General features: G+C 71.8%; 21 protein-coding genes. 9 read left to right on the forward strand and 12 right to left on the reverse strand.

What is annotated here, in order from left to right; all coding sequences use genetic code 11:
• Positions 1–6: 6 nt before the first annotated feature.
• The 5 genes from AC5L3X_RS14765 to AC5L3X_RS14785 form a co-directional block, all read right to left on the reverse strand.
• The gene (locus AC5L3X_RS14765; protein WP_494857456.1) at positions 7–924 is read right to left on the reverse strand and encodes a sugar phosphate isomerase/epimerase family protein; all 918 of its coding nucleotides are present in this window, start codon (positions 922–924) and stop codon (positions 7–9) included.
• Positions 921–2,078 (reverse strand): dihydrodipicolinate synthase family protein, encoded by a 1,158-nt coding sequence (locus AC5L3X_RS14770; RefSeq protein ID WP_494857484.1) that lies wholly within the window; start codon positions 2,076–2,078, stop codon positions 921–923. Before AC5L3X_RS14770 ends, AC5L3X_RS14765 begins: the two co-directional genes overlap by 4 nt.
• On the reverse strand, positions 2,078–3,223 hold the full coding sequence (locus AC5L3X_RS14775; protein WP_494857457.1) for a Gfo/Idh/MocA family protein: 1,146 nt from the start codon (positions 3,221–3,223) through the stop codon (positions 2,078–2,080). The genes AC5L3X_RS14770 and AC5L3X_RS14775 overlap by 1 nt, the downstream gene beginning before the upstream one ends.
• A 76-nt stretch (positions 3,224–3,299) precedes the next feature.
• Complete coding sequence (locus AC5L3X_RS14780) at positions 3,300–4,526, reverse strand: ribonuclease D (protein ID WP_189125144.1); 1,227 nt, start codon at positions 4,524–4,526, stop codon at positions 3,300–3,302.
• Positions 4,527–4,571: 45 nt separating this feature from the next.
• Positions 4,572–5,168, reverse strand: coding sequence for a DUF3000 domain-containing protein (locus AC5L3X_RS14785; protein ID WP_189125143.1), 597 nt, complete (start codon positions 5,166–5,168; stop codon positions 4,572–4,574).
• Between the two features lie 586 nt (positions 5,169–5,754).
• Here AC5L3X_RS14785 and hemE point away from each other — a divergent pair.
• A complete protein-coding gene (gene hemE / locus AC5L3X_RS14790; protein WP_189125142.1) occupies positions 5,755–6,777 on the forward strand; it encodes a uroporphyrinogen decarboxylase in 1,023 nt (340 codons plus the stop codon).
• On the opposite strand, the gene AC5L3X_RS14795 is transcribed toward hemE, so the two are convergent.
• Positions 6,765–7,727 carry a DUF4349 domain-containing protein gene (locus AC5L3X_RS14795; RefSeq protein WP_494857458.1) on the reverse strand — a complete coding sequence of 321 codons (963 nt, stop codon included), beginning with the start codon at positions 7,725–7,727 and terminating at the stop codon, positions 6,765–6,767. The two genes, hemE and AC5L3X_RS14795, sit on opposite strands and share 13 nt — an antisense overlap.
• A gap of 122 nt (positions 7,728–7,849) precedes the next feature.
• On the opposite strand from AC5L3X_RS14795, the gene hemG reads away from it, so the two are divergent.
• Both hemG and hemQ read left to right on the forward strand, forming a co-directional pair.
• Entirely contained in the window at positions 7,850–9,253 is a 1,404-nt protein-coding gene (hemG, locus tag AC5L3X_RS14800; RefSeq protein ID WP_494857459.1) for a protoporphyrinogen oxidase, read from the forward strand.
• Positions 9,254–9,257: 4 nt separating this feature from the next.
• On the forward strand, positions 9,258–9,959 hold the full coding sequence (hemQ, locus tag AC5L3X_RS14805) for a hydrogen peroxide-dependent heme synthase (RefSeq protein WP_189125139.1): 702 nt from the start codon (positions 9,258–9,260) through the stop codon (positions 9,957–9,959).
• A 58-nt stretch (positions 9,960–10,017) separates the two neighbouring features.
• On the opposite strand, the gene msrB is transcribed toward hemQ, so the two are convergent.
• The gene (msrB, locus tag AC5L3X_RS14810; protein ID WP_189125138.1) at positions 10,018–10,419 is read right to left on the reverse strand and encodes a peptide-methionine (R)-S-oxide reductase MsrB; all 402 of its coding nucleotides are present in this window, start codon (positions 10,417–10,419) and stop codon (positions 10,018–10,020) included.
• Between the two features lie 329 nt (positions 10,420–10,748).
• On the opposite strand from msrB, the gene ligD reads away from it, so the two are divergent.
• The 3 genes from ligD to AC5L3X_RS14825 all read left to right on the forward strand — a co-directional run bounded on the left by ligD (position 10,749) and on the right by AC5L3X_RS14825 (position 13,316).
• Complete coding sequence (gene ligD, locus AC5L3X_RS14815) at positions 10,749–11,759, forward strand: non-homologous end-joining DNA ligase (RefSeq protein ID WP_494857460.1); 1,011 nt, start codon at positions 10,749–10,751, stop codon at positions 11,757–11,759.
• A 357-nt stretch (positions 11,760–12,116) separates the two neighbouring features.
• Positions 12,117–12,647, forward strand: coding sequence for a hypothetical protein (locus AC5L3X_RS14820; protein ID WP_494857461.1), 531 nt, complete (start codon positions 12,117–12,119; stop codon positions 12,645–12,647).
• Positions 12,648–13,316: a class F sortase gene (locus tag AC5L3X_RS14825; RefSeq protein ID WP_494857462.1), complete on the forward strand. Its 669-nt coding sequence runs from the start codon at positions 12,648–12,650 to the stop codon at positions 13,314–13,316.
• Here AC5L3X_RS14825 and AC5L3X_RS14830 read toward each other — a convergent pair whose 3' ends face one another.
• A complete protein-coding gene (locus AC5L3X_RS14830) occupies positions 13,317–15,464 on the reverse strand; it encodes an acyl-CoA dehydrogenase family protein (RefSeq protein ID WP_494857463.1) in 2,148 nt (715 codons plus the stop codon).
• 79 nt (positions 15,465–15,543) lie between these two features.
• On the reverse strand, positions 15,544–16,434 hold the full coding sequence (locus AC5L3X_RS14835; RefSeq protein WP_189126538.1) for a tetratricopeptide repeat protein: 891 nt from the start codon (positions 16,432–16,434) through the stop codon (positions 15,544–15,546).
• 253 nt (positions 16,435–16,687) lie between these two features.
• Here AC5L3X_RS14835 and pgeF point away from each other — a divergent pair, with 253 nt between their 5' ends.
• Positions 16,688–17,395 carry a peptidoglycan editing factor PgeF gene (gene pgeF / locus AC5L3X_RS14840; protein ID WP_494857464.1) on the forward strand — a complete coding sequence of 236 codons (708 nt, stop codon included), beginning with the start codon at positions 16,688–16,690 and terminating at the stop codon, positions 17,393–17,395.
• A gap of 544 nt (positions 17,396–17,939) precedes the next feature.
• Here pgeF and AC5L3X_RS14845 read toward each other — a convergent pair.
• Both AC5L3X_RS14845 and AC5L3X_RS14850 read right to left on the reverse strand, forming a co-directional pair.
• Positions 17,940–18,866, reverse strand: coding sequence for a maleylpyruvate isomerase family mycothiol-dependent enzyme (locus AC5L3X_RS14845; protein ID WP_494857485.1), 927 nt, complete (start codon positions 18,864–18,866; stop codon positions 17,940–17,942).
• On the reverse strand, positions 18,866–19,423 hold the full coding sequence (locus AC5L3X_RS14850) for a sigma-70 family RNA polymerase sigma factor (protein WP_494857465.1): 558 nt from the start codon (positions 19,421–19,423) through the stop codon (positions 18,866–18,868). The genes AC5L3X_RS14845 and AC5L3X_RS14850 overlap by 1 nt, the downstream gene beginning before the upstream one ends.
• A gap of 150 nt (positions 19,424–19,573) precedes the next feature.
• Here AC5L3X_RS14850 and AC5L3X_RS14855 point away from each other — a divergent pair, with 150 nt between their 5' ends.
• Together AC5L3X_RS14855 and glgX are read left to right on the forward strand one after the other, a co-directional pair.
• Positions 19,574–19,999, forward strand: a complete 426-nt coding sequence (locus AC5L3X_RS14855; RefSeq protein WP_494857466.1) for an OsmC family protein — start codon at positions 19,574–19,576, stop codon at positions 19,997–19,999.
• A 33-nt stretch (positions 20,000–20,032) separates the two neighbouring features.
• Positions 20,033–22,156: a glycogen debranching protein GlgX gene (glgX, locus tag AC5L3X_RS14860; protein ID WP_494857467.1), complete on the forward strand. Its 2,124-nt coding sequence runs from the start codon at positions 20,033–20,035 to the stop codon at positions 22,154–22,156.
• A gap of 116 nt (positions 22,157–22,272) precedes the next feature.
• Here glgX and AC5L3X_RS14865 read toward each other — a convergent pair whose 3' ends face one another.
• On the reverse strand, positions 22,273–22,677 hold the full coding sequence (locus tag AC5L3X_RS14865) for a hypothetical protein (RefSeq protein ID WP_494857468.1): 405 nt from the start codon (positions 22,675–22,677) through the stop codon (positions 22,273–22,275).
• Positions 22,678–22,748: the final 71 nt, after the last annotated feature.

Genomic DNA, 22,748 nt, shown 5'->3' on the forward strand with positions numbered 1-22,748 from the left:
AAACGGTCAGCCGGCCGGCACCAGGGCGGCGTAGCGGGCCTTCATGGTGGCCACCACCTCGTCGGGATCGGCGGCCCAGACGTCGGCGTTGAAGATCTCGACCTCCACGTCGCCGGTGTAGCCCGCCCCGGCCACGGCCCGGGTGATCGGCCCGAAGTCGATCACTCCGTCGCCCATCATGCCACGCCCGAGCAGCACGTCGGCGGGCAGCGGGTGCAGGTAGTCGCACACCTGGTAGGCGGCGATCCGGCCGCGAGCGCGGGCGAGGTCGTCGGACAGCCGCGGATCCCACCACACGTGGAAGGTGTCGACGACCACGCCGACCTGCTCCGGCGGGTACGCCTGACACAGGTCGAGCGCCTGGCCCAGCGTGGACAGGACGGCCCGGTCCGGGCAGTAGACCGGGTGCAGCGGCTCCAGCGCCAGCCGGACGCCGCGCTCCCCGGCGTAGGGCGCGAGGACGCCGAGGGCCTCGGCCACCCGCTCACGGGCCCCGGCCAGATCGCGTGAGAAGCCGGGCGGGCAGGGAGCCGAGCCGCCCGCGGCCGGCTCGCGTGAGAGGCCGCTCGCGGGCAGTGGTGCGCCCGCCCGCACGCCGGGAAGACCGCCCACCACCATCACCAGGCAGGCCGCCGCCAGCTCCGCCGCCTCGTCGATGGCCCGCCGGTTGTCGTCGAGAGCTCGGGCGAAGGCGTGACGGTCCTCCTCGCCGGGCAGTCCGCCCGCGGTCAGGAAACCGCCCCGGCACAGCGACGACACCCGCAGCCCGGCCTCGCGCACCAGCCTGACGGTCTCGGCCAGCCCCTGCTCGGCCACCTTCTCGCGCCACAGCCCCACGGCCGCCAGCCCGTGCCGTACGCAGCCGTCCACGGCCTCGGCCACCGACCAGCGCCTGGTCGTCCACTGGTTGAGCGACAGACTCATTGGCCGTTCACCGCCAGCAGCGCCCTCATCCGGCGCACGGCCAGCTCCGGGTCGGCCAGCAGCCCCGCCTGGTCGGCCAGGCGGAACACCTCGGTCAGGTGGCGCAGCGAACGCGCCGACTGGGCGCCGTTGACCATGGCGAACGCGTCCTGATGGCCGTTCAGCCAGGCCAGGAAGACAATGCCGGTCTTGTAGTGATAGGTCGGCGGCTCGAAGATCTTCCGCGACAGCGGCACGGTCGGCGCCAAAATCTGGTCGTAGTCGGCCAGCAGCCGGTCGCGATCGGCCTGGCCGCCGGACTCGGCCGCGTCGAGCACCCTGAGGGCGGCCGCCGCCGCGGGGGCGATCGCGGCGAAGATGCCGAGCAGCGCGTGCGAGCCCGATTTGATCAGCGACGGGTAGTTGAAGTCGTCGCCCGTGTAGAGCCGCACCCCACCGGGCAGCGCCGCGCGCAGCCTCACCTCGTGCTCCTCGTCCAGCAGCGACACCTTCACCCCGTCCACCATCGGGGCGTGGGCGTGGATCAGCTCCAGTAAGGAGTCGGTGGCGGCGGGCACGTCGGCCGAGCCCCAGTAGCCGGCCAGCATCGGGTCGAACATCTCGCCGAGCCAGTGCAGGATCACCGGCCGTTCGGCCAGGCCGAGCAGCTTGCCGTACACCTGGTGGTAGTCGCCGGGACCGTTCGCCACCCGGGCCAGCTCGCGCGAGGCCATGACGATCACCTGGGCGCCGGCCGACTGCACCGTGTCGATCTGCTCGGCGTACGCGGCGGTGACGGCGGCCAGGCCGGCCGCGCCGGGGGCGTGGTCGGTGCCCGCGCCGCAGGCCAGCAGCGTGGCGGGATCGCCGAAGTCGCGGGCCGCACGGGCGCCGCGCGCGATGAGCTCCTTCGTCGCGGCCCAGTCCAGGCCCGCGTTGCGCTGCGCGGTGTCCATGGCGTCGGCCACCCGCAGGCCGTACGACCACAGGTGGCGGCGGAAGCGGAGAGTGGCGTCCCAGTCGACGGCGGCGGGGGAGCCGGGCGTGTTGTCGCCGAGCGGATCGGCCACCACGTGCGCCGCCGCGTAGCCGACGCGGCCGGTGACGGGCGCGCCCTGCGTGGGCCAGGTCACGGGCTCGCGCAGGGCGTACGCCCCGCCGGGCAGGTCGATCATCACAGTGCCGGCACCTCGATCCGGCGGCCCTCGGCGGAGGAGCGCAGCCCCAGCTCGGCCAGCTGGACGCCGCGCGCTCCGGCGGCGAAGTCGTAGGGGAAGGGCGCGTCCTCCAGCACGTGCCGGACGAACAGCTCCCACTGGATCTTGAACCCGTTGTCGAACTCGGTGTTGTCCGGCACCTCCTGCCACTGCTCGCGAAAGCGCGTGGCGACCGGCAGGTCGGGGTTCCAGACCGGCTTGGGCGTGCCGGCCCGATGCTGGATCCGGCAGTCGCGCAGCCCCGCGACCGCGCTGCCGTGCGTGCCGTCCACCTGGAACTCCACCAGCTCGTCGCGGTTGACGCGGACCGTCCAGGAGGAGTTGATCTGGGCGATCACCCCGCCCTCCAGCTCGAAGATCCCGTACGCGGCGTCGTCGGCGGTGGCCTCGTAGGCGGCGCCGTGCTCGTCCACGCGGGCCGGGATGTGCGTCGCGGCCTTCGCGTAGACCGCCTCGACCCGGCCGAACAGGTTCTCCATCACGTAGTGCCAGTGCGGGAACATGTCGAGCACGATGCCGCCGCCGTCGGCCGCGCGGTAGTTCCACGACGGGCGCTGCGCCTCCTGCCAGTCGCCCTCGAACACCCAGTAGCCGAACTCACCGCGCACCGACAGGATCCGGCCGAAGAAGCCGCCGTCGATCAGTCGTCTCAGCTTGAGCAGGCCGGGCAGGAAGAGCTTGTCCTGGACCACGCCGTTCTTGACGCCCCTGGCCGTCGCCGCCTCGGCGAGCGCGACCGCCTCGTCGACCGACTCGGCCGTCGGCTTCTCGGTGTAGACGTGCTTGCCCGCGTCGATGGCTCTGAGCACGGACTTCACCCGGGCCGAGGTGACCTGGGCGTCGAAGTAGATCAGGTTGTCGTCGCCGGTGAGCGCGGCGTCGAGCTCCGTGGTGTGCTCGGCGACGCCGTGCCGGGCGGCCAGGCGGGCGAGCCGGGCGGGGTCGCGCCCGACGAGGACCGGCCTGAGCAGGACCCGCTCGCCGTCCGAGAGCGTGACGCCGCCCTGCTCGTTGATGGCCAGGACGGACCTGACCAGATGCTGGCGATGGCCCATCCGTCCGGTGACGCCGTTCATCACGACGCCGATGGTGCGCACGCTCATGGGATCCCCTTAAAGGAAAGCGCTTTCCCGCAACGTACGGCTGGGCCGCCGGAGGCGTCAAGTGCGCCGGCCGTACCTAGAGGTCGCCCTTGGTCTCCAGTCTGGCCAGGGCCTTGGCGAGGGGGTGGGCCGTGAGCGAGACCTGCCACGCGCGGGCGCCGAGCCCGCGCAGCCGCTCGGCCACGCTCTCGTCGCTGATCTCCTCGGGAGGCTCCCAGGTGAGCCTGCGCACCGCGTCGGGCTGCAGGACGTTCTCGGTCGGCATGCGGTGCTCGTCGGCGAGCGCGGCCACCACGGCGCGGGCGGCGCTGAGCCGCTTGGCCGCGGCGGGATCGCGGTCGGCCCACCGGTTGGCGGGAGGCGGGCCGTCGCCCGGGGTGCTGGGCTGCGGCAGCTCGCCGTCGGACAGGGCGCGGGCCCGGCTCACCGCGCTCAGCCAGTCGCTCATGTGCCTGCGCGCGCTGCGCCCGGTGAAGGCCGAGATCTCGGTGAGGGCCTTCTTGGTGCGCGGCACGTCGAGGGCGGCGGCGACGATCGCGGAGTCGGGCAGCACCCGGCCCGGCGCCAGGTCGCTCTCGCGGGCGATCCGGTCGCGCATCATCCACAGCTCGCGCACGATGGCCAGGGCCCGTACGTTGCGCACCTTGTGGATGCCCGAGGTGCGCCGCCACGGGTCGGACCGGGGCGTGGTCGGCGGTGTGCCGAGCACGGCGGCGAACTCCTCGCGCGCCCACTCCAGCTTGCCGCTCTCCTCCAGCTCGGCGCGCAGCACGTCGCGGAGCTCGACCAGCACCTCCACGTCGAGCGCGGCGTAGCGCAGCCAGGCTTCGGGCAATGGCCGGGTCGACCAGTCGGCGGCCGAGTGCCCCTTCTCCAGTCGTAGCCCCAGCACGGTCTCGACCATGGTGCCGAGCCCCACCCGCTCGTAGCCGAGCAGCCGGCCGGCCAGCTCGGTGTCGAACATGGCGCGCGGCCGGAAGCCGATCTCCAGCAGGCACGGCAGGTCCTGGGAGGCGGCGTGCAGCACGATCTCCGCGTCGGCCACCGCCTGGTCGAGCGCGGACAGGTCGGGGCAGGTGATCGGGTCGATCAGCGCGGTGCCGGCGCCCGCGCGGCGCAGCTGCACCAGATAGGCGCGGTTGCCGTAGCGGTAACCGGAGGCGCGCTCGGCGTCGACCGCCACCGGACCGGTGCCCGCGGCGAAGGCGTCGACGGTCCGGGCCAGGGACGCGGCGTCGGCGACGACCGGGGGGATGCCTCCGCGCGGCTCCAGCAGGGGGACGACGGTGCGTTCTTCTGTCATGAGTCCACCGCTCTCATGACGCTGTTGTTCTGTTGACTGGTGCCCTCACTTCGTTCGGTCACTCTCCGGATCATCGCGTCGGCGGGGCATGGCGGCCACATCGGGTGGGAGCGGTGGGATCCCCGCCGCCACGCACATGAGGTCGCACCAGGCGGCGACATGGCCGGACAGGTCCTCGTGCGTGGGTGACCAGGACGCCCGCAGCTCGAGCTCGGTGGTGACCGGATCGTCGGCCTTGTTGCCGAATCCCTCGGACACCGCTCTAGTCACGGTACCGCCGGCGGCGGAGTAGTCGGCTTGGTGGGCGTCGAGCGCCTCGGTCAGCCAGCTCCACGCCACCGGCCCGAGCAGCGGGTCGGAGGTGATCTCGGGCTCCATGTCGGCGCGCACGTAGGCCACCAGGCGGAACGGACCCTCCCAGCCGCGCTGGCCGTCGGGGTCGTAGAGCAGGATCAGCCGGCCGACCGCGAGCTCGTCGTCGTCACGGTAGACGGAGGCGCCCATGGCCGCGGAGTAGGGCGCGAGCCGCTGCGGCGCGGGCAGGTCCTCGAGCTCGATCTCCGGTCTGACCTCGGCCAGCCGGAGGCTCTCGACCGCGTGCCGGAACGCGGCCGGAGCCGGTGGCCGGTCACCGAGGGTCATAGTCGAAGAGTAGGTCGTAGACGGACGGAAGGGGACCACGGGGGTGCTCATCGTTCGCGATCAAACCGCTGCCGCAACCAGCTGCCGGACCGGGCGGGTGGACGTGACCTGGGCGATGAGCAGGGCGTGACCGCACTCGACGCAGGCCCACTCGGCGCACTCGCCCGGCTCGTGCCCGTCGAGGCACGGTGGTCGCTCGAACTGCCGCTCACCAGCGCACGAGGCGCAGGTCTCTCTGCGGCGCTCTGGGGAACTCCACAACGCGGTCATCGCTCTGGGGCCTTTCGTCGGGTCGTGGCTCCGACGTTGGCATGCCGCGCCGACAATTCCCCGCAACGCGCTCGGCGTGTCCCGAAAGTGGATGCTGAATCGATGCCGCGCGGTCACTTGGGGAACATTTGGTCCAGTCGAGACCGGCTTTCTGGTCGCCCATGGGGTGTGTTCGACCCGGGTGCGGCGCCGATGCCGGGTCGGCCGGTAAACGTGCATCCGACCATCTGATCATGATTTTGGTCGTCCAATGCCTACTTTTCCGACACCTCACGCCGGATACCGGACCGCGCGCAGGCCATGGCACCCTTGGAGGGTGAATCTCGCCGACTCAGCGTTCCTGCGCGCCTGCCGCCGCCGGCCCGTCACGCACACTCCCGTGTGGTTCATGCGCCAGGCCGGGCGCTCGCTGCCCGAATACCTCAAGGTGCGCGAGGGCGTGCCCATGCTCACGGCGTGCGCCACGCCCGAGCTCATCGTCGAGATCACCATGCAGCCGGTCCGCCGCTACGGCGTCGACGCCGCCATCTTCTTCAGCGACATCGTCGTGCCGCTCAAGGCCATCGGCGTCGACCTCGACATCAAGCCCGGGGTCGGCCCGGTCGTGGCCCAGCCGATCCGCGACGCGGCCGGCCTCGACGCGCTGCGCCCGATCGAGCCCGGCGACGTCACCTACGTCACCGAGGCCATCGAGGCGCTGGTCGGCGAGCTCGGCGGCACACCCCTGATCGGCTTCGCCGGCGCGCCGTTCACGCTCGGGTCCTACCTCATCGAGGGCGGCCCGTCCAAGAACCACGACCGCACCAAGGCCATGATGTACGGCGAGCCGCGGCTGTGGCACGCGCTGATGGAACGACTCAGCGGCATCGTCCTCGAGCACCTGCGCATCCAGATCAGGGCGGGCGCCTCGGCCGTCCAGCTGTTCGACTCGTGGGTGGGCGCGGTGGCCCCCGACGACTACCGCGAGTTCGTGCTGCCCCACACGCGCCGCATCTTCGACGGGCTCGCCGACCTCGACGTGCCGCGCATCCACTTCGGCGTGGGCACCGGCGAGCTGCTCGGCCTGCTCGGCGAGGCGGGAGCCGACGTGGTCGGTGTCGACTGGCGGGTGCCGCTCGACGAGGCCGCCCGGCGGGTCGGCCCCGGCAAGGCGCTGCAGGGCAACCTCGACCCGGCCATCCTGCTGGCCCCGTGGGAGGTCGTCGAGCGCAAGGCCCGCGAGGTGCTGCGCCGCGGCCGGGCGGCCGAGGGTCACGTGTTCAACCTGGGCCACGGCGTGCTCCCCTCGACCGACCCCGACCAGCTCAGACGGCTGACCGACCTGGTTCACGAGGCCTGAGTCTCCGCCGGGGCGACGGCGGGGGGCGTCCTCCTGCCACGCGCGCGGCGTACGAGGAAGGACACGAGCAGCACCACGGGCACGATGACGATCAGCCACGGCAGCACCGCGCCGAGCACCGTCAGGGCCACCATCGCGAACCCCTTGAGCGCCGACCAGCCCGCGGCGAGCCCGCCCAGGAAGCCCGCGGGCTCCTCCGACGGCTCGGGCACCACGGTGACCGGCCCGACCAGGTTGAGCGTGAGCGTCGCCATGCCCACCTGGGCGGCCAGCTCCTTCTGCCGCGCCTGCAGCGACTCCAGGTCGGCCTCGCGGGCGGAGATCTCCCGCTCCACCTCCAGCACCTGGCCGATCGTGTCGGCCTTCTTCAGCAGGGTGCGCAGCGAGACGAGGGCTTCCTGCGCCGACTTCAGCCGGCTGTCGACGTCGGCCACCTGCAGCGTGACGTCCTGGGTGCCCTGGTTCACCGAGAGCTGCTTGCCCAGGTCCTTGCCGAGGCTCGCGAGCACCTCGGGATAACGGGCGGGCGGGACCTTGAACTCCAGGGTGGCGGAGCCGTCTCCGCCGTCGGAGAAGTGCGACTCCTCCTTCGACAGGTAGCCGCCGGCCGAGGTGACGATCTGCTTGGCCCGCGAGGCCGCCGCCGTGACCTCCTTGGCCCGCACGGTCATGTTCGCCACGTAGACGACCTGGCGCTCCTGCTGGGTCAGCTTGACGTTGGAGGCGAGGTTCTCGCCGTTCCCCGCCGACCGCCCGCTCTTGGCGGCGGACTTGGGGCTGACCTCCGCGGAGCCGTCCGTGTCCGCCCGGTCCTGCGCGACCGCCGACTCGGGCGCCGCGGCCGGGGCTGAATCGGTTGAAATGGTGCGGACCGAGCCGCCGCCGCACCCTGACGCGAGCAGGGCAACGCACGCGGCCGACAACGCCACGCCGTACCGGAATCTCTTCATGCCCCTATGACGGCCGCGGGAACAGGCGGGTTTGATGGCAGCCGTCACGGTATGGTCACGCGCCCCAAACGGCCGGTCAGGCACCCGAGACGGTAACGTCAGGAGCCGTGAATGGGAACGCCGTGGAAGAGAACGCGCCCCACGTCGTCGTGGTCGGCGGCGGCATCTCGGGGCTGGCCGCGGCCTGGCACCTTCGCCAGGCCGGGGGCGACCGGATCAGGATCACCGTGCTGGAGGGCGCCCCGCGTGTCGGCGGCAAGCTGCTCGCCTCGCCGGTCGCCGGAGTCAGCGTCGACGTGGGCGCCGAGGCCATGCTGGCCAGGCGGCCCGAGGGCAAGGAGCTGGCCAAGGCGGCCGGGCTCGGCGACGACCTGATGAGCCCCGGCTCCGCCGGCTCCGCCATCCTCAGCAGGGGCGCGTTGCGGCCGATGCCCAGGAGACAGGTCATGGGCGTGCCGGCCGACCTGGCCGAGCTGGCCAGATCCGGCATCCTGTCGCCGGGCGGGCTGCTCCGGGTGCCGATGGACCAGATCCTGCCGCCGACCCTGGTGCGCACCGACGTGTCCGTCGCCGCCTACATCAGGGCCCGGATGGGCGGCGAGGTCCTCGACCGGCTCGTGGAGCCGCTGCTCGGCGGCGTCTACGCCGGCCGCGCCGACAAGCTGTCGCTGGAGGCCACGATGCCCCAGGTGGCCGCCGCCGCCCGATCCGAGCGCTCGCTGCTGAACGCCGCCCGGCGGATGGCCGAGGAGAGCCCCAGGGACGCCGGCCCCGTCTTCACCACGCTCCGCGACGGCATGGGCAGCCTGCCCGAGGCCGTCGCCAAGGCCGCCGAGGCCGACGTCCGCACCGGCGTCACCGTCCGCGAGCTGTGCCGCACCGAGCAGGGCTGGCGGCTCGTGACCGGCCCGGTGCCGAGGCCCGAGGTCATCGACGCCGACGCGGTGATCGTGGCGGTCCCCGCTCCCGCCGCCGCCCGGCTGCTCGGGGCCGAGGTGCCGGGGGCCGCGACCGAGCTGGCCAAGATCGAGTACGCCAGCATGGCCGTCGTTACGCTGGCCTACCCCGTCGCGGCCTTCCCCGAGCCGCCCGCGCGCACCGGCTACCTCGTCCCGCCCGTCGAGGGCCGCCCGGTCAAGGCCGTCACGTTCAGCTCGGTCAAGTGGCCCCACCTCGCGGGCGACCTGGTGCTGCTGCGCTGCTCGATCGGCCGCGTCGGCGAGGAGCACCTGCTGCAGCGCGACGACGCCGAGCTGGTCTCGCTCGGCACGGCCGAGATGGCCGGCGTGATGGGCGTGCGCGGGCTGCCCGTCGACACCCGCGTCACCCGGTGGGGCGGCGGGCTGCCGCAGTACAACGTAGGCCACCTCGACCGGGTGGCCAGGGTGCGGTCCGCGGTGGCCGTGCAGCCGGGGCTCGCGGTGTGCGGGGCCGCCTACGACGGGCTCGGCATTCCCGCCTGCGTCGCCACCGCCCGGACGGCCGCGGGCCGGATTCTGGACCACCTGTCCCGGCGAGGAGAATAGAGGCATGACAGAGGGCGCTGCGCGGCCGAAGGCCCGCGATCTCAACCAGGTGATCCGCTACACGATGTGGTCCGTCTTCAAGGTGACCGAGCCCGTGCCGGGCGACCGTGGCCAGCTCGCCGACGAGCTCGGTGAGCTGCTGGAGCAGGCCGCCCTGAAGGACGTGGTGACCCGGGGCCTCTACGACGTGGCCGGCTTCCGGGCCGACGCCGACTTCATGTTCTGGTGGCACGCTCCCACCCCCGAGGACCTGCAGGACGTCTACTCGCGCTTCCGCCGCACCGGTCTCGGCCGCCACACCACGCCGGTCTGGTCGGCGATGGCGCTGCACCGGCCCGCCGAGTTCAACAAGTCGCACATCCCGGCGTTCCTGGCCGAGGAGGAGCCGCGGGCCTACGTGAGCGTCTACCCGTTCGTACGGTCGCTGGAGTGGTATCTCCTCGACGACGCCGAGCGCCGGGCGCTGCTCGCCGAGCACGGCAAGATGGCCCGCGACTACGCCGACGTGCGGGCCAACACGGTCGCCTGCTTCGCGCTCAACGACTTCGAGTGGATGCTCGCCTTCGAGGCCGACGAGCTGCACCGGATCGTCGACCTGATGCGTCACCTGCGCGGTGCCAAGGCCCGCGAGCACACCCGGATCGAGATCCCCTTCTACACCGGGGCCCGCAAGCCCGTCCAGGAGCTCGTCGCGGCCCTGCCGTGATCAGCCGGCGACTCACGGCACGCCCTCGCGCTCGGCGGAGCGCGGGGGCGTGCCGCGTTCACTCGGCGGACTGGAGGCGGAGCGAGACGGAGTTGATGCAGTAGCGGTCGTCGGTGGGGGTCGCGTAGCCCTCGCCCCGGAAGACGTGGCCCAGGTGGGAGTCGCAGCGGGCGCAGCGCACCTCGGTGCGCACCATCCCGTGGCTGCGGTCGTCGATCAGCCGCACCGCCTCCGACTCCGACGGCTCGAAGAAGCTCGGCCATCCGCAGTGGGACTCGAACTTCGCGTCCGACCTGAACAGCTCGGCCCCGCACGCGCGGCAGGAGTAGACGCCCTCGGTCTTGGTGTCGACGTATTCACCGGTGAAGGGCCGCTCGGTGCCGGCTTCGCGGAGCACGTGGAATTCCTCGGGCGAGAGCTGAACCCGCCACTCGGCCTCGCTCTTGACGACCTTGTCCATACGTCCAGCGTACGAGATGCGGCAAAAAGAGATCTCCGCAGGGGGAAGCATCCTTTCTGGGGCGAATTTGCGTCTTTGTAAGCAAGGGGGTGTCATCGCCTCCTGTTAAGGGTGAGATCATTCGCCGGATCGCTGAGGCGGCACAGCCCACGCCCGTGCTGGAGTCGCAGGCGATCAGAGGCCGGCCGGGCGGCGCGCCAGCGCCCGGGACGGCGACGATGGCGGGTGATCTTAAAAGGTCCGTCCCGTCGAGCCCTCGGTCCCGCCACCGAGGCGGCTCCGGGACGGACCCACCCGTTCGCGGGCCGGTCCGGGGTAGGTTCGGGGGCATGGCATCGCCGTACATAGAGCTCGAGGTGGGGGAGCGGACCGTCAAGGTCACCAATCCCGACAAGGTCTACTTTCCGGAGATCGGCGGCACCAAGCGCGAGCTCGTCGAGTATTACGTGAGCGTCGGCGACGGCGCGCTGCGGGCGCTGCGAGACCGCCCGACCAACCTGAAACGTCACCCCGACGGCATCCACACCGAGGCCATCTACCAGAAGCGGATGCCGCCCCGGCATCCCGACTGGCTGCGCACCGTCACCGTCACCTTCCCGAGCGGACGCAAGGCCGACTCGCTACGGGTCACCGAGGTGGCCGCGATCGCCTACTGCGCCAACCTGGGCACGATCGACTTCCACCCCTGGCAGGTGCGCGCGTCCGACGTCGAGCACCCCGACGAGCTGCGCGTCGACCTCGACCCGCAGCCGGGGCTCGAGTTCGACGCCGCGCGCAAGGCCGCCTTCCTGACCCGTGAGGTGCTCGCCGAGGCGGGCCTGACCGGGTTCGTGAAGACCTCGGGCAACCGCGGCCTGCACATCGCGGTCCGGATCGAACCGCGCTGGGATTTCGTCCAGGTACGTCACGCGGGCATCGCCCTGGCCAGGGCCGTGGAGGAGCGCGCGCCCGACCTGGTGACCACGGCCTGGTGGAAGGAGGAGCGCGGAGAGCGGGTCTTCATCGACTTCAACCAGAACGCCCGCGACCGGACGATCGCCAGCGCCTACTCGGTGCGGGCCAGGCCCACGGCGCCCGTCTCCACCCCGCTCACCTGGGAGGAGCTCGAGGACGCCGATCCGGCCGACTTCGACATCCGCACCGTCCCGGCCCGCTTCGCCAAGCTGGGCGACGTCCACGCCGCCATCGACGACGAGGCGTACTCGATCGAGACGCTGCTCGACTGGTACGCCGGAGACGACCGCGGCGACCTGCCGTATCCGCCCAACTATCCGAAGATGCCCGGCGAGCCCAAGCGTGTCCAGCCGAGCAAGGCGCGTCCCGAAGAAGAGGCCGGCTGAGCGAGGCGGTGGGCTGCACGGCCGGCCCCCTCCGGACCGGGGTAAGGCTCGGGCTGTCCGGCCGTGCGGCGTCCGTGTCCTCTCATGAGGGGGACCTTGTCGTGGAACGTAACTCGCCAATGTGTACGCGACGGTCTGAGTGGGTTGTGAAGTCTGACAAGCGGGAGGAGAAGTCTTCACCCGGAGAGGGGAAATTTCACCCCGTTCCAGCATGGATCACCAACTGGACCATCACTCTCTGCGATCGCCCGGTAATCCACCGATATCGCTTCGGTCACATTACTTGACGATTGGTCCAATAGTTCGCAAGGCTCTCGTTCTGTCTCGGGGCGCGACAACCGATTCGGGAGCCTGGTTATGGCAAGAGCGCAACGTCTGGCCGCCGCCGGAGCCGTGGTGGCCTTCGTGGCCGGCGGCGTGATGACCGCGGCGGGCATCGGCACCGCCTCTGCCCAGTCGAGCCAGGAGACGCCGTCCGTGGCCGCGACCTGCCTGCCGCCCCTGGTGCCCTGCGACGAGCCGGGCGGCGTGGAGCCCGAGGCGCCGGGGGCCGGTCCCGTGCAGAAGTGGTCGGACGACCAGGTGCCGAACCCGATGGAGAAGTGGTCGGACAACCCCGTGCCGAACCCGATGGAGAGCTGGTCGGGCAATCCGGTGCCCACCGACTCCTGGTCCGACGCGCCCTCTGACGCCCCGCGCGAGACCGGGGCCCCCTGGAAGCCGGTCGACGAGGACGAACGCCGGATGCCGCAGGGGCATCCGGAGACGGGTGGCGGCGGGCTGGCGCCGGGAGACCCGGTGTGGCCGGTCGTCGCGGGCGGCGCCGCCCTGCTCGCCGGCGCCGGGCTGGCCGGGTTCGCGGTGCGCCGTCGCAAGGGTGACGCCTAGTTGGGCCAGAAGTCGCTCCTCGTCGCGGCGGGAGCGGTGTCCCTGGCCGGGATCGTACTGATCTGGGCCGGGGTGGGCGGCCTGCTCTCCGGCGGCGGGGCCGAGCCCGTCGCGGCCGTCACGCCCGCGCCGGTCACGTCGTCGCCCGCGCCGGTCGCGTCCTTGCGCGTGCCGGTCGGGAAGACGGCCAAGCCGATGCGGCCCGCCCGGCCGGTCGCCGTCTACATCCCGTCCATCGGCGTGTCGGCGCCGCTCATGGAGCTGGGCCTCGACACCGGAGGCACGATCCAGAACCCGCCCATCGAGCGCCCCAACCTGGCCGGCTGGTACCGCTACGGGGCCGTCCCCGGCCAGCGCGGCGCCGCCGTGATCACCGGCCACCTCGACACCAGGACCGGCCCGGCGGTGTTCGCCCGCCTCAAGGAGGTCAGGCGCGGCGACCAGGTGCAGGTGCTGCGCGCGGACCGGTCCGTGGCCGTGTTCGTGGTGGACCGGATCGAGCACACGCCCAAGAGGAGCTTCCCGGCCCGCAAGGTCTACGGCGACCTCCGCTATCCGGGGCTGCGCCTGGTCACCTGCGGTGGCGCGTTCGACGGGCGGGCGCACAGCTACCAGGACAACACCATCGTGTACGCCCACCTGGCCGCGCCATACCATCCCCGGAGCTGATCAGGGATCGCGCGGCAGCCCGAGCGCCCGCTCGGCGATGATGTTCAGCTGCACCTCGGTCGTGCCGCCGCCGATCGTGAACGCCCGGGTGGTGAGGATCATCCGGCTCCAGTGGCGGTCGAAGGGCGCCAGCGACCAGCAGAACTCCGAGACGGCCTGCGAGTGGCGCATGCCGAGCAGCTTGCGCACGCTCGACGCGGTGCCCGGATCGGAGCCCGACAACTGGGCGAGCGTCACGCGCAGGCCGAGCGCGGCGAGCGCCTGCCCCTCGGCCCACAGGCGCCCGGCCTCTTCCAGCCGCGCCTGCCGCGGCTCCGGCAGCTTCGCGATGAGGCCGACCATGTCGGTGTGCCGGGATCCCGGCCCCCACGAGTCGCCCAGCGCCACCCGCTCGTGCGACAGCGTGTCCCGGGCCACCCGCCAGCCGCCGTCCACCTCGCCGACCACCAGATCGTCCGGCACGAAGACGTCGTCCAGGAACACCTCGTTGAACACCTCGTCGCCGTTGATCTCCTTCAGCGGCTTGACGGTGACGCCCGGCGAGGACATGTCCACCAGGAAGTAGCTGATCCCCTCGTGCTTCGGTTTCTCCGGAGAGGTCCGGGCCAGGCAGATCCCCCAATGGGCGTACTGTGCCAGAGACGTCCAGATCTTCTGGCCGCTCAGCGACCAGCCGCCCTCCACGCGGACCGCCTTGGTGGACAGCCCCGCCAGGTCCGATCCCGCGCCCGGCTCACTGAACAGCTGGCACCACACGATCTCGCCGGTGAACGTCCTGGGCAAAAACCGCTCCCGCTGCTCCGGAGTGCCGTGCCGGACGATGGACGGGACCGCCCAGGCCCCGATGCCCAGGTTCGGCCGTCTGAGGTCGCGGAACTCCTGGTGGATGATCACCTGCTCCAGGGGGGAGGCGCCCCTGCCCCACGGCTCGGGCAGGTACGGCATGATCCAGCCCTCCCGCGCGAACCGCCCCAGCCTGGCCAACGGCTCCTCGGCCCGCAGCGACTCGGCCTGCGCCCTGATCGCGTCCCTGACCGGGGCCGCCTCCTCCGGCAGGTCCGGCTCGGTGCCCCGCCGCACCCCGGCGAGGGCGAGGCGGATCACCTCCTCGGCCCACACGCCGGCGTCCCCGGCCAGCATCCGGTCGGACAGCGCGCGCCGGTAGAAGCGGTGCGCCTCGTGCTCGAACGTGTAGCCGATGCCGCCCAGCACCTGGATCGCGTCGGCGGCGCACCGCACGGCCGCGTCGGGCGCCAGCACCGCCGCGACTCCCACCGCCAACCGCATCTCCCCACCGCTCCCGGCGCCCGTGTCCGGACTCCCGCCCATCGGGCTCCGGCCAGGGCTCTCGCCCGTCGCGGTCGGATCAGGGCTTTCGCCCGTCGGAGTACGGCCGGGGGAGTCGTCCAGCGCCCTGGCGGCGTCCCATACGGCGGCCCGTGCCTGCTCCAGCGCCACCAGCGCGGCGGCCACCCGGTGCTTCACGCCCTGGAACTGCCCGATCGGCCGCCCGAACTGCTCCCGAACCTTCGCGTAGCCGGCGGCCGTCGCCACGGCCCACGCCGCCACCCCGCACGCGTCGGCCCCCAGCAGCACGGCGGCCACCTCCCGCACCGGCACCGCGCCGAGCACCCGCCCGTCGCCCCCCTCCCGCGCGGTCCCGTCCCGTACGGTCACCGAGCACAGCGCGCGGTCGAGATCCACGCCCTCGACGGATTCCACGTCCACGTCGGCCCGGTCGAGCAGCGACCACCGCCCGTCCTCCAGCGGCACCAGGAAGAGATCGGCATCGGGCGACCCCAGCGCGAGCAGCCCCGCACCGCCCGCCGCCTCGCCGAGCGCCACGGCCGCGGTCAGCGACCCGTCCGCGAGCCCGCCCAGCGCGCCCGGGTCGCCGCCGGAGGCGCGTGCGAGCGCCGCCGAGGTGATCACGGATGGCAGGTAGGCGCCCGGAGCCCGCCGCTCGCCCAGCGCCTCCAGCGCCACGACCAGCTCCAGCAGGCCGTAGCCCTGCCCGCCGCACTCCTCCGGCAGATGCAGCCCCAGCACGCCCTGCGCGGCCAGCGCCGCGTGTTCGACGGTCCGCTCGGCCAGCCCCCGCACGGAGGCGGCCAGCGCCAGATGTTCCTCGGTCAGCCCGATACCCATGCGTCAGAATCTAGAACTATATTCGGTCGATCTCCAGAGCCCGCGCGATCCGGTTTCCGCCCAGCACCGCCCCCGGGACTCACGAGTCGCCGAACTCCAGCTCCAGGGCTCGGGTGAAGTCGGCCACCGCCTCCTCGTGGCGTTCGAGCTCCTGCAGGATCTCGCCGCGCACCCGGTAGGCCCAGACGTACTCCTCGTCCAGCTCGACGGCCCGGTCGAGGTCCTTGAGAGCGGCCTCGTTGTCACCCAGCTCGCTCAGGACCGCGCCCCGGCTGCCCAGCGCGCGATCGTTGTCCGGCTCAAGGTCGAGAGCCTGGTTGAGATCGGCCAACGCCTCCTCGTAGCGGTCGATCATGCGCAGCGCCTCACCCCGCCTGCCCAATGCCCGCACGTACACCGGATCCAGCTCCAGCGCCCTGGTGTAGTCGGCGATGGCCTCGGGATAGAGCTGCAGCCGCTGGTAGAGGTCGCCCCGGGCCAGCCACGAGTAGGCCAGGTCCTCGTCCAGCGCGATGATCTTGGCATGCTCGGCCAGCGCCTCGTCCACCCGGTCGAGGTCGGCGAGTGCGTCGGCCCTGGCCTCCAGGATCCAGAGCGACTCCGGCGCCAGGGTGAGCGCGTGCTCGAAGTCGGCCATGGCCTCCTCCATGCGGCCGAGCGCGGCGTACGCCTGCCCGCGCGACCCGAGCGAGTAGGCGCTGTCCGGCTCCAGCCGCAGCGCCTCGTCGAAGTCGGACAGCGCCGCCTCGTACCTCTCGATGACGCGGTGGCTCTCGCCGCGCAGCCGCCAGGAACGGGCGTTGTCCGGCACCAGCGCGATCGACTCGGTGAGGTCGGCGATGGCCGCGTCGTGCCGCGACAGCCCGATGTAGGACTCGGCACGGCTGCGCAGCACGGAGGCCCGAGACTGGGCGGCGGCCTCGGACAGCACGGGCCTCTCGTCGTGCTCCTGGAAGATCCCTTCACTCATGGAGGGAGAATCTAGCTGAATGTCCGTCATGCGGATCACGTGAGCCGCGCCGTCGGTGGCTCGGCCTGTACGCGGCATCGTCGAATGGGACGAACACGCCCACCCCGCCTGCCTGACCACAACCGTCACGCGGGGCGGCGGCTCCGTATCGACAAAGCCGGACTTCAGCTGCTCTGCGAACCGGTTGGCACCTGACGTGCGACGCCGCACAGGAGGCGGTCGGCTCATGGGAGCGGCCTCTAGGATCTGAGGCATGCAGCTGGCCCCGGGAGTGCACGTCGCCGTCACCGATCGCCACGGGGGAGTGAGCGCCCCGCCCTACGGGTCGCGCAACCTCGGCGGGATGGTCGGCGACGACCCCGAGGCAGTGCGCGCCAACCGGGCGGCCGTCGCCGCGGAGCTGGGGGTGCGGGCCGTCGTGTTCATGCGCCAGGTCCACGGCGCCGACGTCGCCTACGTGAACGAGCCGTACGGCGACGACCCGCCGCCCCTGGACGGCGTCTTCACGACCGAGCCGCGACTGGCCCTCGCCTCCCTCGGCGCCGACTGCCCGGCGGTCCTGGTGGCCGACCCGGTGGCGCGGATGGTCGGCGCCGCCCACTCCGGCCGTCCCGGCACCGAGGCGGGCGTGGCCACGGCGCTGGTCGAGGCCATGGCCGCCAAGGGCGCCGCACCGGCCCGGATGGTGGCGCTGATCGGCCCCGGGGCCTGCGGCCGCTGCTACGAGGTGCCCGCCGAGCTGCGCGAGCGGGTGGCCCAGCGGGTGCCCGGGACGTGGTCCACGACCTCCTGGGACACCCCGGCCCTCGATCTGCGCGCCGGGATCGAGGCCCAGCTGCGTGGGACCGGTCTCACAGACGTGCGCCACGACGACCGCTGCACGATCGAGTCGGCCGAGCTCTACTCTCACCGCCGCGAGCAGCGGGGCGGCCGGTTCGCCGGCCTCATCTGGCTCACCTGATCCGCCACCGCGGCCCATGCCAGGCGGGGAAAGGTCGCATGATCTTACGAAACGTGCCGTCATATGCCGGGGGCGGGAAAGGCGCAGGCGAGCCGTACCAACCCTGCCACGTCTACGGCGCCCGGCCCGCACTGTGCCGGCAAGTGAGGGCTTCAGCTACGGCGACCAAGCCCAAGGGGCGGAGACAGGCGCTTCAGCATCGGCGAGCAGGAAGGCGTCGAAACCCGGCCCGCTCTGCGGCCAGGTGACAGGACGGTGGGGCACCGTAGAGCGGAGGCGGGTGGGCGTTCCGGCCGACTTAAGACCGTGCCAAGTACCCCCGCGCCCGCAACAACGCCGAAGGCGAAAAACACCAGACCCCGGGCAATCGCGGTCGGCCGGAACGCCCACCCGCCTCTGCGGCCACCCGCAGAACGGACCCGCTGCGGACAACGCCCACCCGCCTCCGCGGCCACCCGCAGAACGGACCCGCTGCGGACAACGCCCACCCGCCGCGGTCAACTCGCGGACCGCCCGTCCGCGCGGCACCAAGGGTCGGGAACGGTCATGGCCCGGAGAGGGCCGGGGCGCTGGAGAGGACGTCGCGGGCCAGAGACAGATCACCGGACAGGTCGGCGGCGAAGGAGGAGGGATCGCCGCGACCACCCAGCAGGAAGCAGAACGACACCACGTCAGCCGTGATCCGCGCGTCAGCCCGCCGCCAGCCGTCACCCTCCCGCCAGGCGTCGAGCTCCAGGACGCCGGAACCCTCCCCGCCGAGCGGAACATGCCATTCGCCCCCTCCGTCCCCGGTGAGCGTGAGAAGGACCGTACGGCCGGAGCCGTCGAGGCCCGACAGCAGCATGGTCCAGGGCAGCAGGCGCGCGCACAGGTCGGCCGTCGGATGGAGGTGCTCGGGCACGGGATGCGGCAGCCGGACCCGGGCCGTCCGGGCCGCGTCGTCGGTGTGCACCCAGGTCTCCAGGCACCGCGCCAGCACGTGATCCCGCACCGCGGCCGACATCCCGTCAAGGGTCGCGGGCGTGTCGGGGGAGAGACCGGCCAGATGGCGGCAGAGGGCGTCGGCCTGGGCGCGCCAGTCACGCCTGGTCTGCTCGGGACTGCGGGCCCGTTCGTAGGCCTGCACGTCAGAGGTGCGCCCGACGGCGGAGGTGGCGCTAAGGGGCGGGCCGAGGACGGGGGCGCCGACGGACGCCGCGAGCAGCCCGTCCTTGGCGGCGAGGTGGGCGACGAGCTCCTGCAGGGTCCAGCCTTCCACGATGACGCGCGACCAGTCGTCATCGACGGCCGAGGCGAGCAGCGCGTCCATGGCGGCCACCCGGCCGGCGAAGGGCTCGGCCCAGGGGGCGGTGGGGGCCGCGGGCCTGCGCCGGGCCCTGGCGCCGGCCAGCAACTGCGGGCGCAGTGAGTGTCCGGGCACCGCGGGGTCCTCCATCAGTGCGTCCAGGTAGAGACGCTCGACGGGCTCCATCACACCTCTTCCTCTGCCAGTGCGTCGGCCAGGCGCCGCAGCGCCAGCCTGATGCGCGATTTGACCGTGCCCTCGGGCACGCCCAGCTCCTCGCCGACCTGCCGGTAGGTCCGGCCGCCGTAGTAGGCCAGCTCGATCGCTTCCCGCAGGGCGTCGGGCAGCGCCGTCACCGCCTGCTTCACCCGTCTGGCCTCGTCTGCGGCGAGCACGGTGTCCTCTAACCGGGCAGGGGCGGGCTCGAAGAGCCGGGGACCCAGCGAGGTGACGCGGCGGCGCTCCTCGGCGCGCACGTGGTCGACCGCGCGGCGGTGCGCGATCGTGGCCAGCCACGCCCGCAGCGTGCCGCGGTCGGGATCGTAGGTCAGCGGACGTTCCCAGAAGACCAGGAACACCTCCTGCGTGATGTCCTCGGCGATCACCCGGTCCCTGGTGACGCGCAGCGAGAGACCGAAGATCAACGAGGAGAGCCGATCGTAGACCTCTCCGAGCGCGGCCTCGTCGCCGCCGACCACCCGCTGGTGCAGCAGGCGGTCGTCGTACGGTGCCTCCACTGGCACCACACTCCCGTAGATCCGGACCAAGGCGGCGGGTGCGCCGCGACCCGAGCATGACACTATTCGCCGCGGATGTTGAGTCGGATGACTCGGTCGCCGAACTTTGTCAGCCTCACGGTAATGTCGAAGATTCACGACAGAGGAGGATTCGCCATGGCCACCATCCGCACCGCCACCACGCAGTGGAAGGGCGCCCTGCTCGACGGCTCGGGCACGGTGTCGCTCGACACGTCCGGCGTCGGCACCTTCGAGGTCTCGTGGGCGTCCAGAGCTGAGGAGGCCAACGGCAAGACGTCGCCGGAGGAGCTCATCGCCGCCGCCCACTCCTCCTGCTTCTCGATGGCGCTCTCCCACGGGCTGGCCGGTGCCGGCACTCCGCCCGAGTCGCTGCGCACCAGCGCCGACGTGACCTTCCAGCCGGGTGAGGGCATCACCGGCATCGTCCTGTCCGTGCAGGGCCAGGTGCCCGGCATCACGGCCGAGCAGTTCCAGCAGGCGGCCGAGACGGCCAAGGCCAACTGCCCGGTGAGCAAGGCGCTCGCGGGCACGACGATCACTCTCAACGCCCAACTGCTATAGCAAGACCGCGATCGCATGCGACAATCGGGTCACATGCGCGAAGTTTGGCCAGGCGAGCCCTACCCACTCGGCGCCACCTGGGATGGCGTGGGCACCTGTTTCTCGCTGTTCTCCGAGGTCGCCGAGCGGGTCGAGCTGTGTCTGTTTCACGATGACGGCTCCGAGGAGCGCGTCGAACTGCCCGAGGTCGACGGGTTCGTCTGGCATGGCTACCTGCCGGGCATCCTGCCGGGGCAGCGCTACGGCTACCGTGTCCACGGCCCCTACGAGCCTTCGCGGGGGCACCGGTGCAATCCGGCCAAGCTGCTGCTCGACCCCTACGCCAAGGCCATCGACGGCGACCTGACCTGGAACGAGGCGCTGTTCTCCTACCATTTCACCGACCCGTCGAGGTTGAGCACGGCCGACAGCACCGCGTACATGCCGAAGAACGTGGTGATCAACCCGTTCTTCGAGTGGGGCAACGACCGGCTGCCGCGCAAGCCCTACCACGAGACCGTGATCTACGAGGCGCACGTGCGCGGGCTCACCATGCGCCACCCGGCCGTGCCCGAGGCGCTGCGCGGCACCTATGCGGGCGTGGGGCATCCGGCGATCATCGATCACCTGCTGTCGATCGGGGTGACGGCCGTCGAGCTGATGCCGGTGCACCATTTCATGCCCGAGCACTTCCTGGTGGCGCGCGGCCTGAACAACTACTGGGGTTACAACACCATGGCCTACCTGGCCCCCCATGGCGCCTATTCCAGCTCGGGCACGCGGGGCGAGCAGGTGTTGGAGTTCAAGGCCATGGTGCGGGCGCTGCACGAGGCGGGCATCGAGGTCATTCTCGACGTGGTCTACAACCACACCGCCGAGGGTGACCACATGGGGCCGACGCTGGGCTTCAGGGGCATCGACAACGCCGCCTACTACCGGTTGCACGACGGCGACCGGCGCTACTACCTCGACTACACGGGCTGCGGCAACTCCTTCAACGTACGCTCGCCGCACGCGCTGCAGCTGATCATGGACTCCCTGCGCTACTGGGTGCTGGAGATGCACATCGACGGGTTCCGGTTCGACCTGGCGGCGGCGCTTGCCAGGGAGTTGCACGACGTCGACCGGCTGAGCACGTTCTTCGACCTCATCCAGCAGGACCCGGTGATCTCACAGGTCAAGCTGATCGCCGAGCCGTGGGACGTGGGCCCCGGCGGCTACCAGGTCGGGAACTTTCCTCCCCTGTGGACGGAATGGAACGGCAAATATCGCGATATCGTGCGAGATTTCTGGCGAGGGACGCATTCCGCCCTGCCCGAGTTCGCCTCCCGGCTGACCGGCTCGGCCGACCTCTACGCCACCTCGGGCCGCCGCCCGGTCGCCTCCATCAACTTCGTCACCTGCCACGACGGCTTCACCCTCACCGACCTGGTCTCCTACGACCGCAAGCACAACCTGGCCAACGCCGAGGACAACCGCGACGGCACCGACGACAACCGGTCCTGGAACTGCGGCGCCGAGGGCCCCGTCGAGGACCCCGAGATCGTCCGGCTCCGTCACCGCCAGCGCCGCAACCTGCTGACGACGCTCTTCCTGTCGCAGGGCGTCCCGATGCTGTCCCACGGCGACGAGCTCGGCCGCACCCAGCGGGGCAACAACAACGCCTACTGCCAGGACAACGAGATCGCCTGGATCGACTGGTCACATCTGCACACCGAGTCCGACCTGCTGGAGTTCGTCCGGGGGCTGTCCAAGCTGCGCCGCGAGCACCCGGTCTTCCAGCGCCGCCGCTTCTTCCACGGCCGCCATCCCGACGACGGCCGGCGCGACCTGGTCTGGCTCACCCCCGGCGGCACCGAGATGACGGCCGGAGACTGGCACATCGGCTACGCCAAGTCGCTCATGGTCTACCTCAACGGCCGGGCCATCACCGAGCCGGGGCCGAGGGGGGAGCGCATCGTGGACGACTCGTTCCTGTTGCTGATCAACGCCCACCACGAGGACATGACGTTCACGCTGCCGGGCGAGGAGTTCGGTCCAGGCTGGTCGCCGGTGCTCGACACCAACGACGAGTCGCCCCGCGACGACGCCTTCCCCGACGAGCAGTGGGCCCCGGGCGCCCTGGTCGCGGTCACCTCCCGGTCGATCCAGGTGCTGCGCCAGCCGCTGTCACCCTGACCCGACGCACGTCCGCGCCGTGAGTGCGGAGTGCCGAAGTCCGGCAGGCAGTCCCGGAAGTGCGGAACGCCGGGGGCCGGGAGTCCGGGAGTGCCAGGAGTCACGTCCGACGCCGCTCAGGTCCCGCGCATCACGCTCGCGGTGAGAAGCACCAGCACGAACGTGACCACCCCGGCCACGCCGTGCAGCCCGACGGCGAGGAAGGGGAAGCGCCGTTCGGCGCCCCTGGCGTGCCGCCCCGCCCCGAGCCATCGCGTGAACATCACGAAGCCCAGCAATGCCGCCACTGCCAGCACCGCGAACGCGACCCAGGCCAGCACCCGGTCGCCGGTCACCAGGTGGCCGATCCAGCAGCCCAGTGCCGCCACCGCCAGCACCGGATGCGAGAAGAGCAGCGTCACAGGGAAGCGGGTGACCTTGGCGGCCTGCTGCCGGGGCCCACCGCCCGCGAGCCACAGGTAGAGCGGATAGATCCCCACCAGTGCGGTGAAGGCCCACGTCACAGCGGTGATCAGCCCCACCCGGACCTCCCTGGAGTCCCCGGACACCTGTCGGCCACGTTATGTACATCACGCCATGTATGCCATTCGAT

The sequence above is a fragment of the Nonomuraea sp. CX421 genome, assembly GCF_059358955.1.

Excerpts from the sequence above, each read along its gene's own strand:
- msrB (WP_189125138.1), bottom strand. The coding sequence starts at position 10,419 with ATGGACAAGGTCGTCAAGAGCGAGGCCGAGTGGCGGGTTCAGCTCTCG.
- AC5L3X_RS14785 (WP_189125143.1), bottom strand. The coding sequence starts at position 5,168 with ATGACCCTCGGTGACCGGCCACCGGCTCCGGCCGCGTTCCGGCACGCG.
- AC5L3X_RS14775 (WP_494857457.1), bottom strand. The coding sequence starts at position 3,223 with ATGAGCGTGCGCACCATCGGCGTCGTGATGAACGGCGTCACCGGACGG.
- AC5L3X_RS14820 (WP_494857461.1), top strand. The coding sequence starts at position 12,117 with ATGGCAAGAGCGCAACGTCTGGCCGCCGCCGGAGCCGTGGTGGCCTTC.
- AC5L3X_RS14855 (WP_494857466.1), top strand. The coding sequence starts at position 19,574 with ATGGCCACCATCCGCACCGCCACCACGCAGTGGAAGGGCGCCCTGCTC.
- AC5L3X_RS14765 (WP_494857456.1), bottom strand. The coding sequence starts at position 924 with ATGAGTCTGTCGCTCAACCAGTGGACGACCAGGCGCTGGTCGGTGGCC.
- AC5L3X_RS14830 (WP_494857463.1), bottom strand. The coding sequence starts at position 15,464 with ATGGGTATCGGGCTGACCGAGGAACATCTGGCGCTGGCCGCCTCCGTG.
- AC5L3X_RS14780 (WP_189125144.1), bottom strand. The coding sequence starts at position 4,526 with ATGACAGAAGAACGCACCGTCGTCCCCCTGCTGGAGCCGCGCGGAGGC.
- hemQ (WP_189125139.1), top strand. The coding sequence starts at position 9,258 with ATGACAGAGGGCGCTGCGCGGCCGAAGGCCCGCGATCTCAACCAGGTG.
- ligD (WP_494857460.1), top strand. The coding sequence starts at position 10,749 with ATGGCATCGCCGTACATAGAGCTCGAGGTGGGGGAGCGGACCGTCAAG.
- AC5L3X_RS14845 (WP_494857485.1), bottom strand. The coding sequence starts at position 18,866 with ATGGAGCCCGTCGAGCGTCTCTACCTGGACGCACTGATGGAGGACCCC.
- glgX (WP_494857467.1), top strand. The coding sequence starts at position 20,033 with ATGCGCGAAGTTTGGCCAGGCGAGCCCTACCCACTCGGCGCCACCTGG.
- AC5L3X_RS14770 (WP_494857484.1), bottom strand. The coding sequence starts at position 2,078 with ATGATCGACCTGCCCGGCGGGGCGTACGCCCTGCGCGAGCCCGTGACC.
- AC5L3X_RS14795 (WP_494857458.1), bottom strand. The coding sequence starts at position 7,727 with ATGAAGAGATTCCGGTACGGCGTGGCGTTGTCGGCCGCGTGCGTTGCC.
- AC5L3X_RS14835 (WP_189126538.1), bottom strand. The coding sequence starts at position 16,434 with ATGAGTGAAGGGATCTTCCAGGAGCACGACGAGAGGCCCGTGCTGTCC.
- pgeF (WP_494857464.1), top strand. The coding sequence starts at position 16,688 with ATGCAGCTGGCCCCGGGAGTGCACGTCGCCGTCACCGATCGCCACGGG.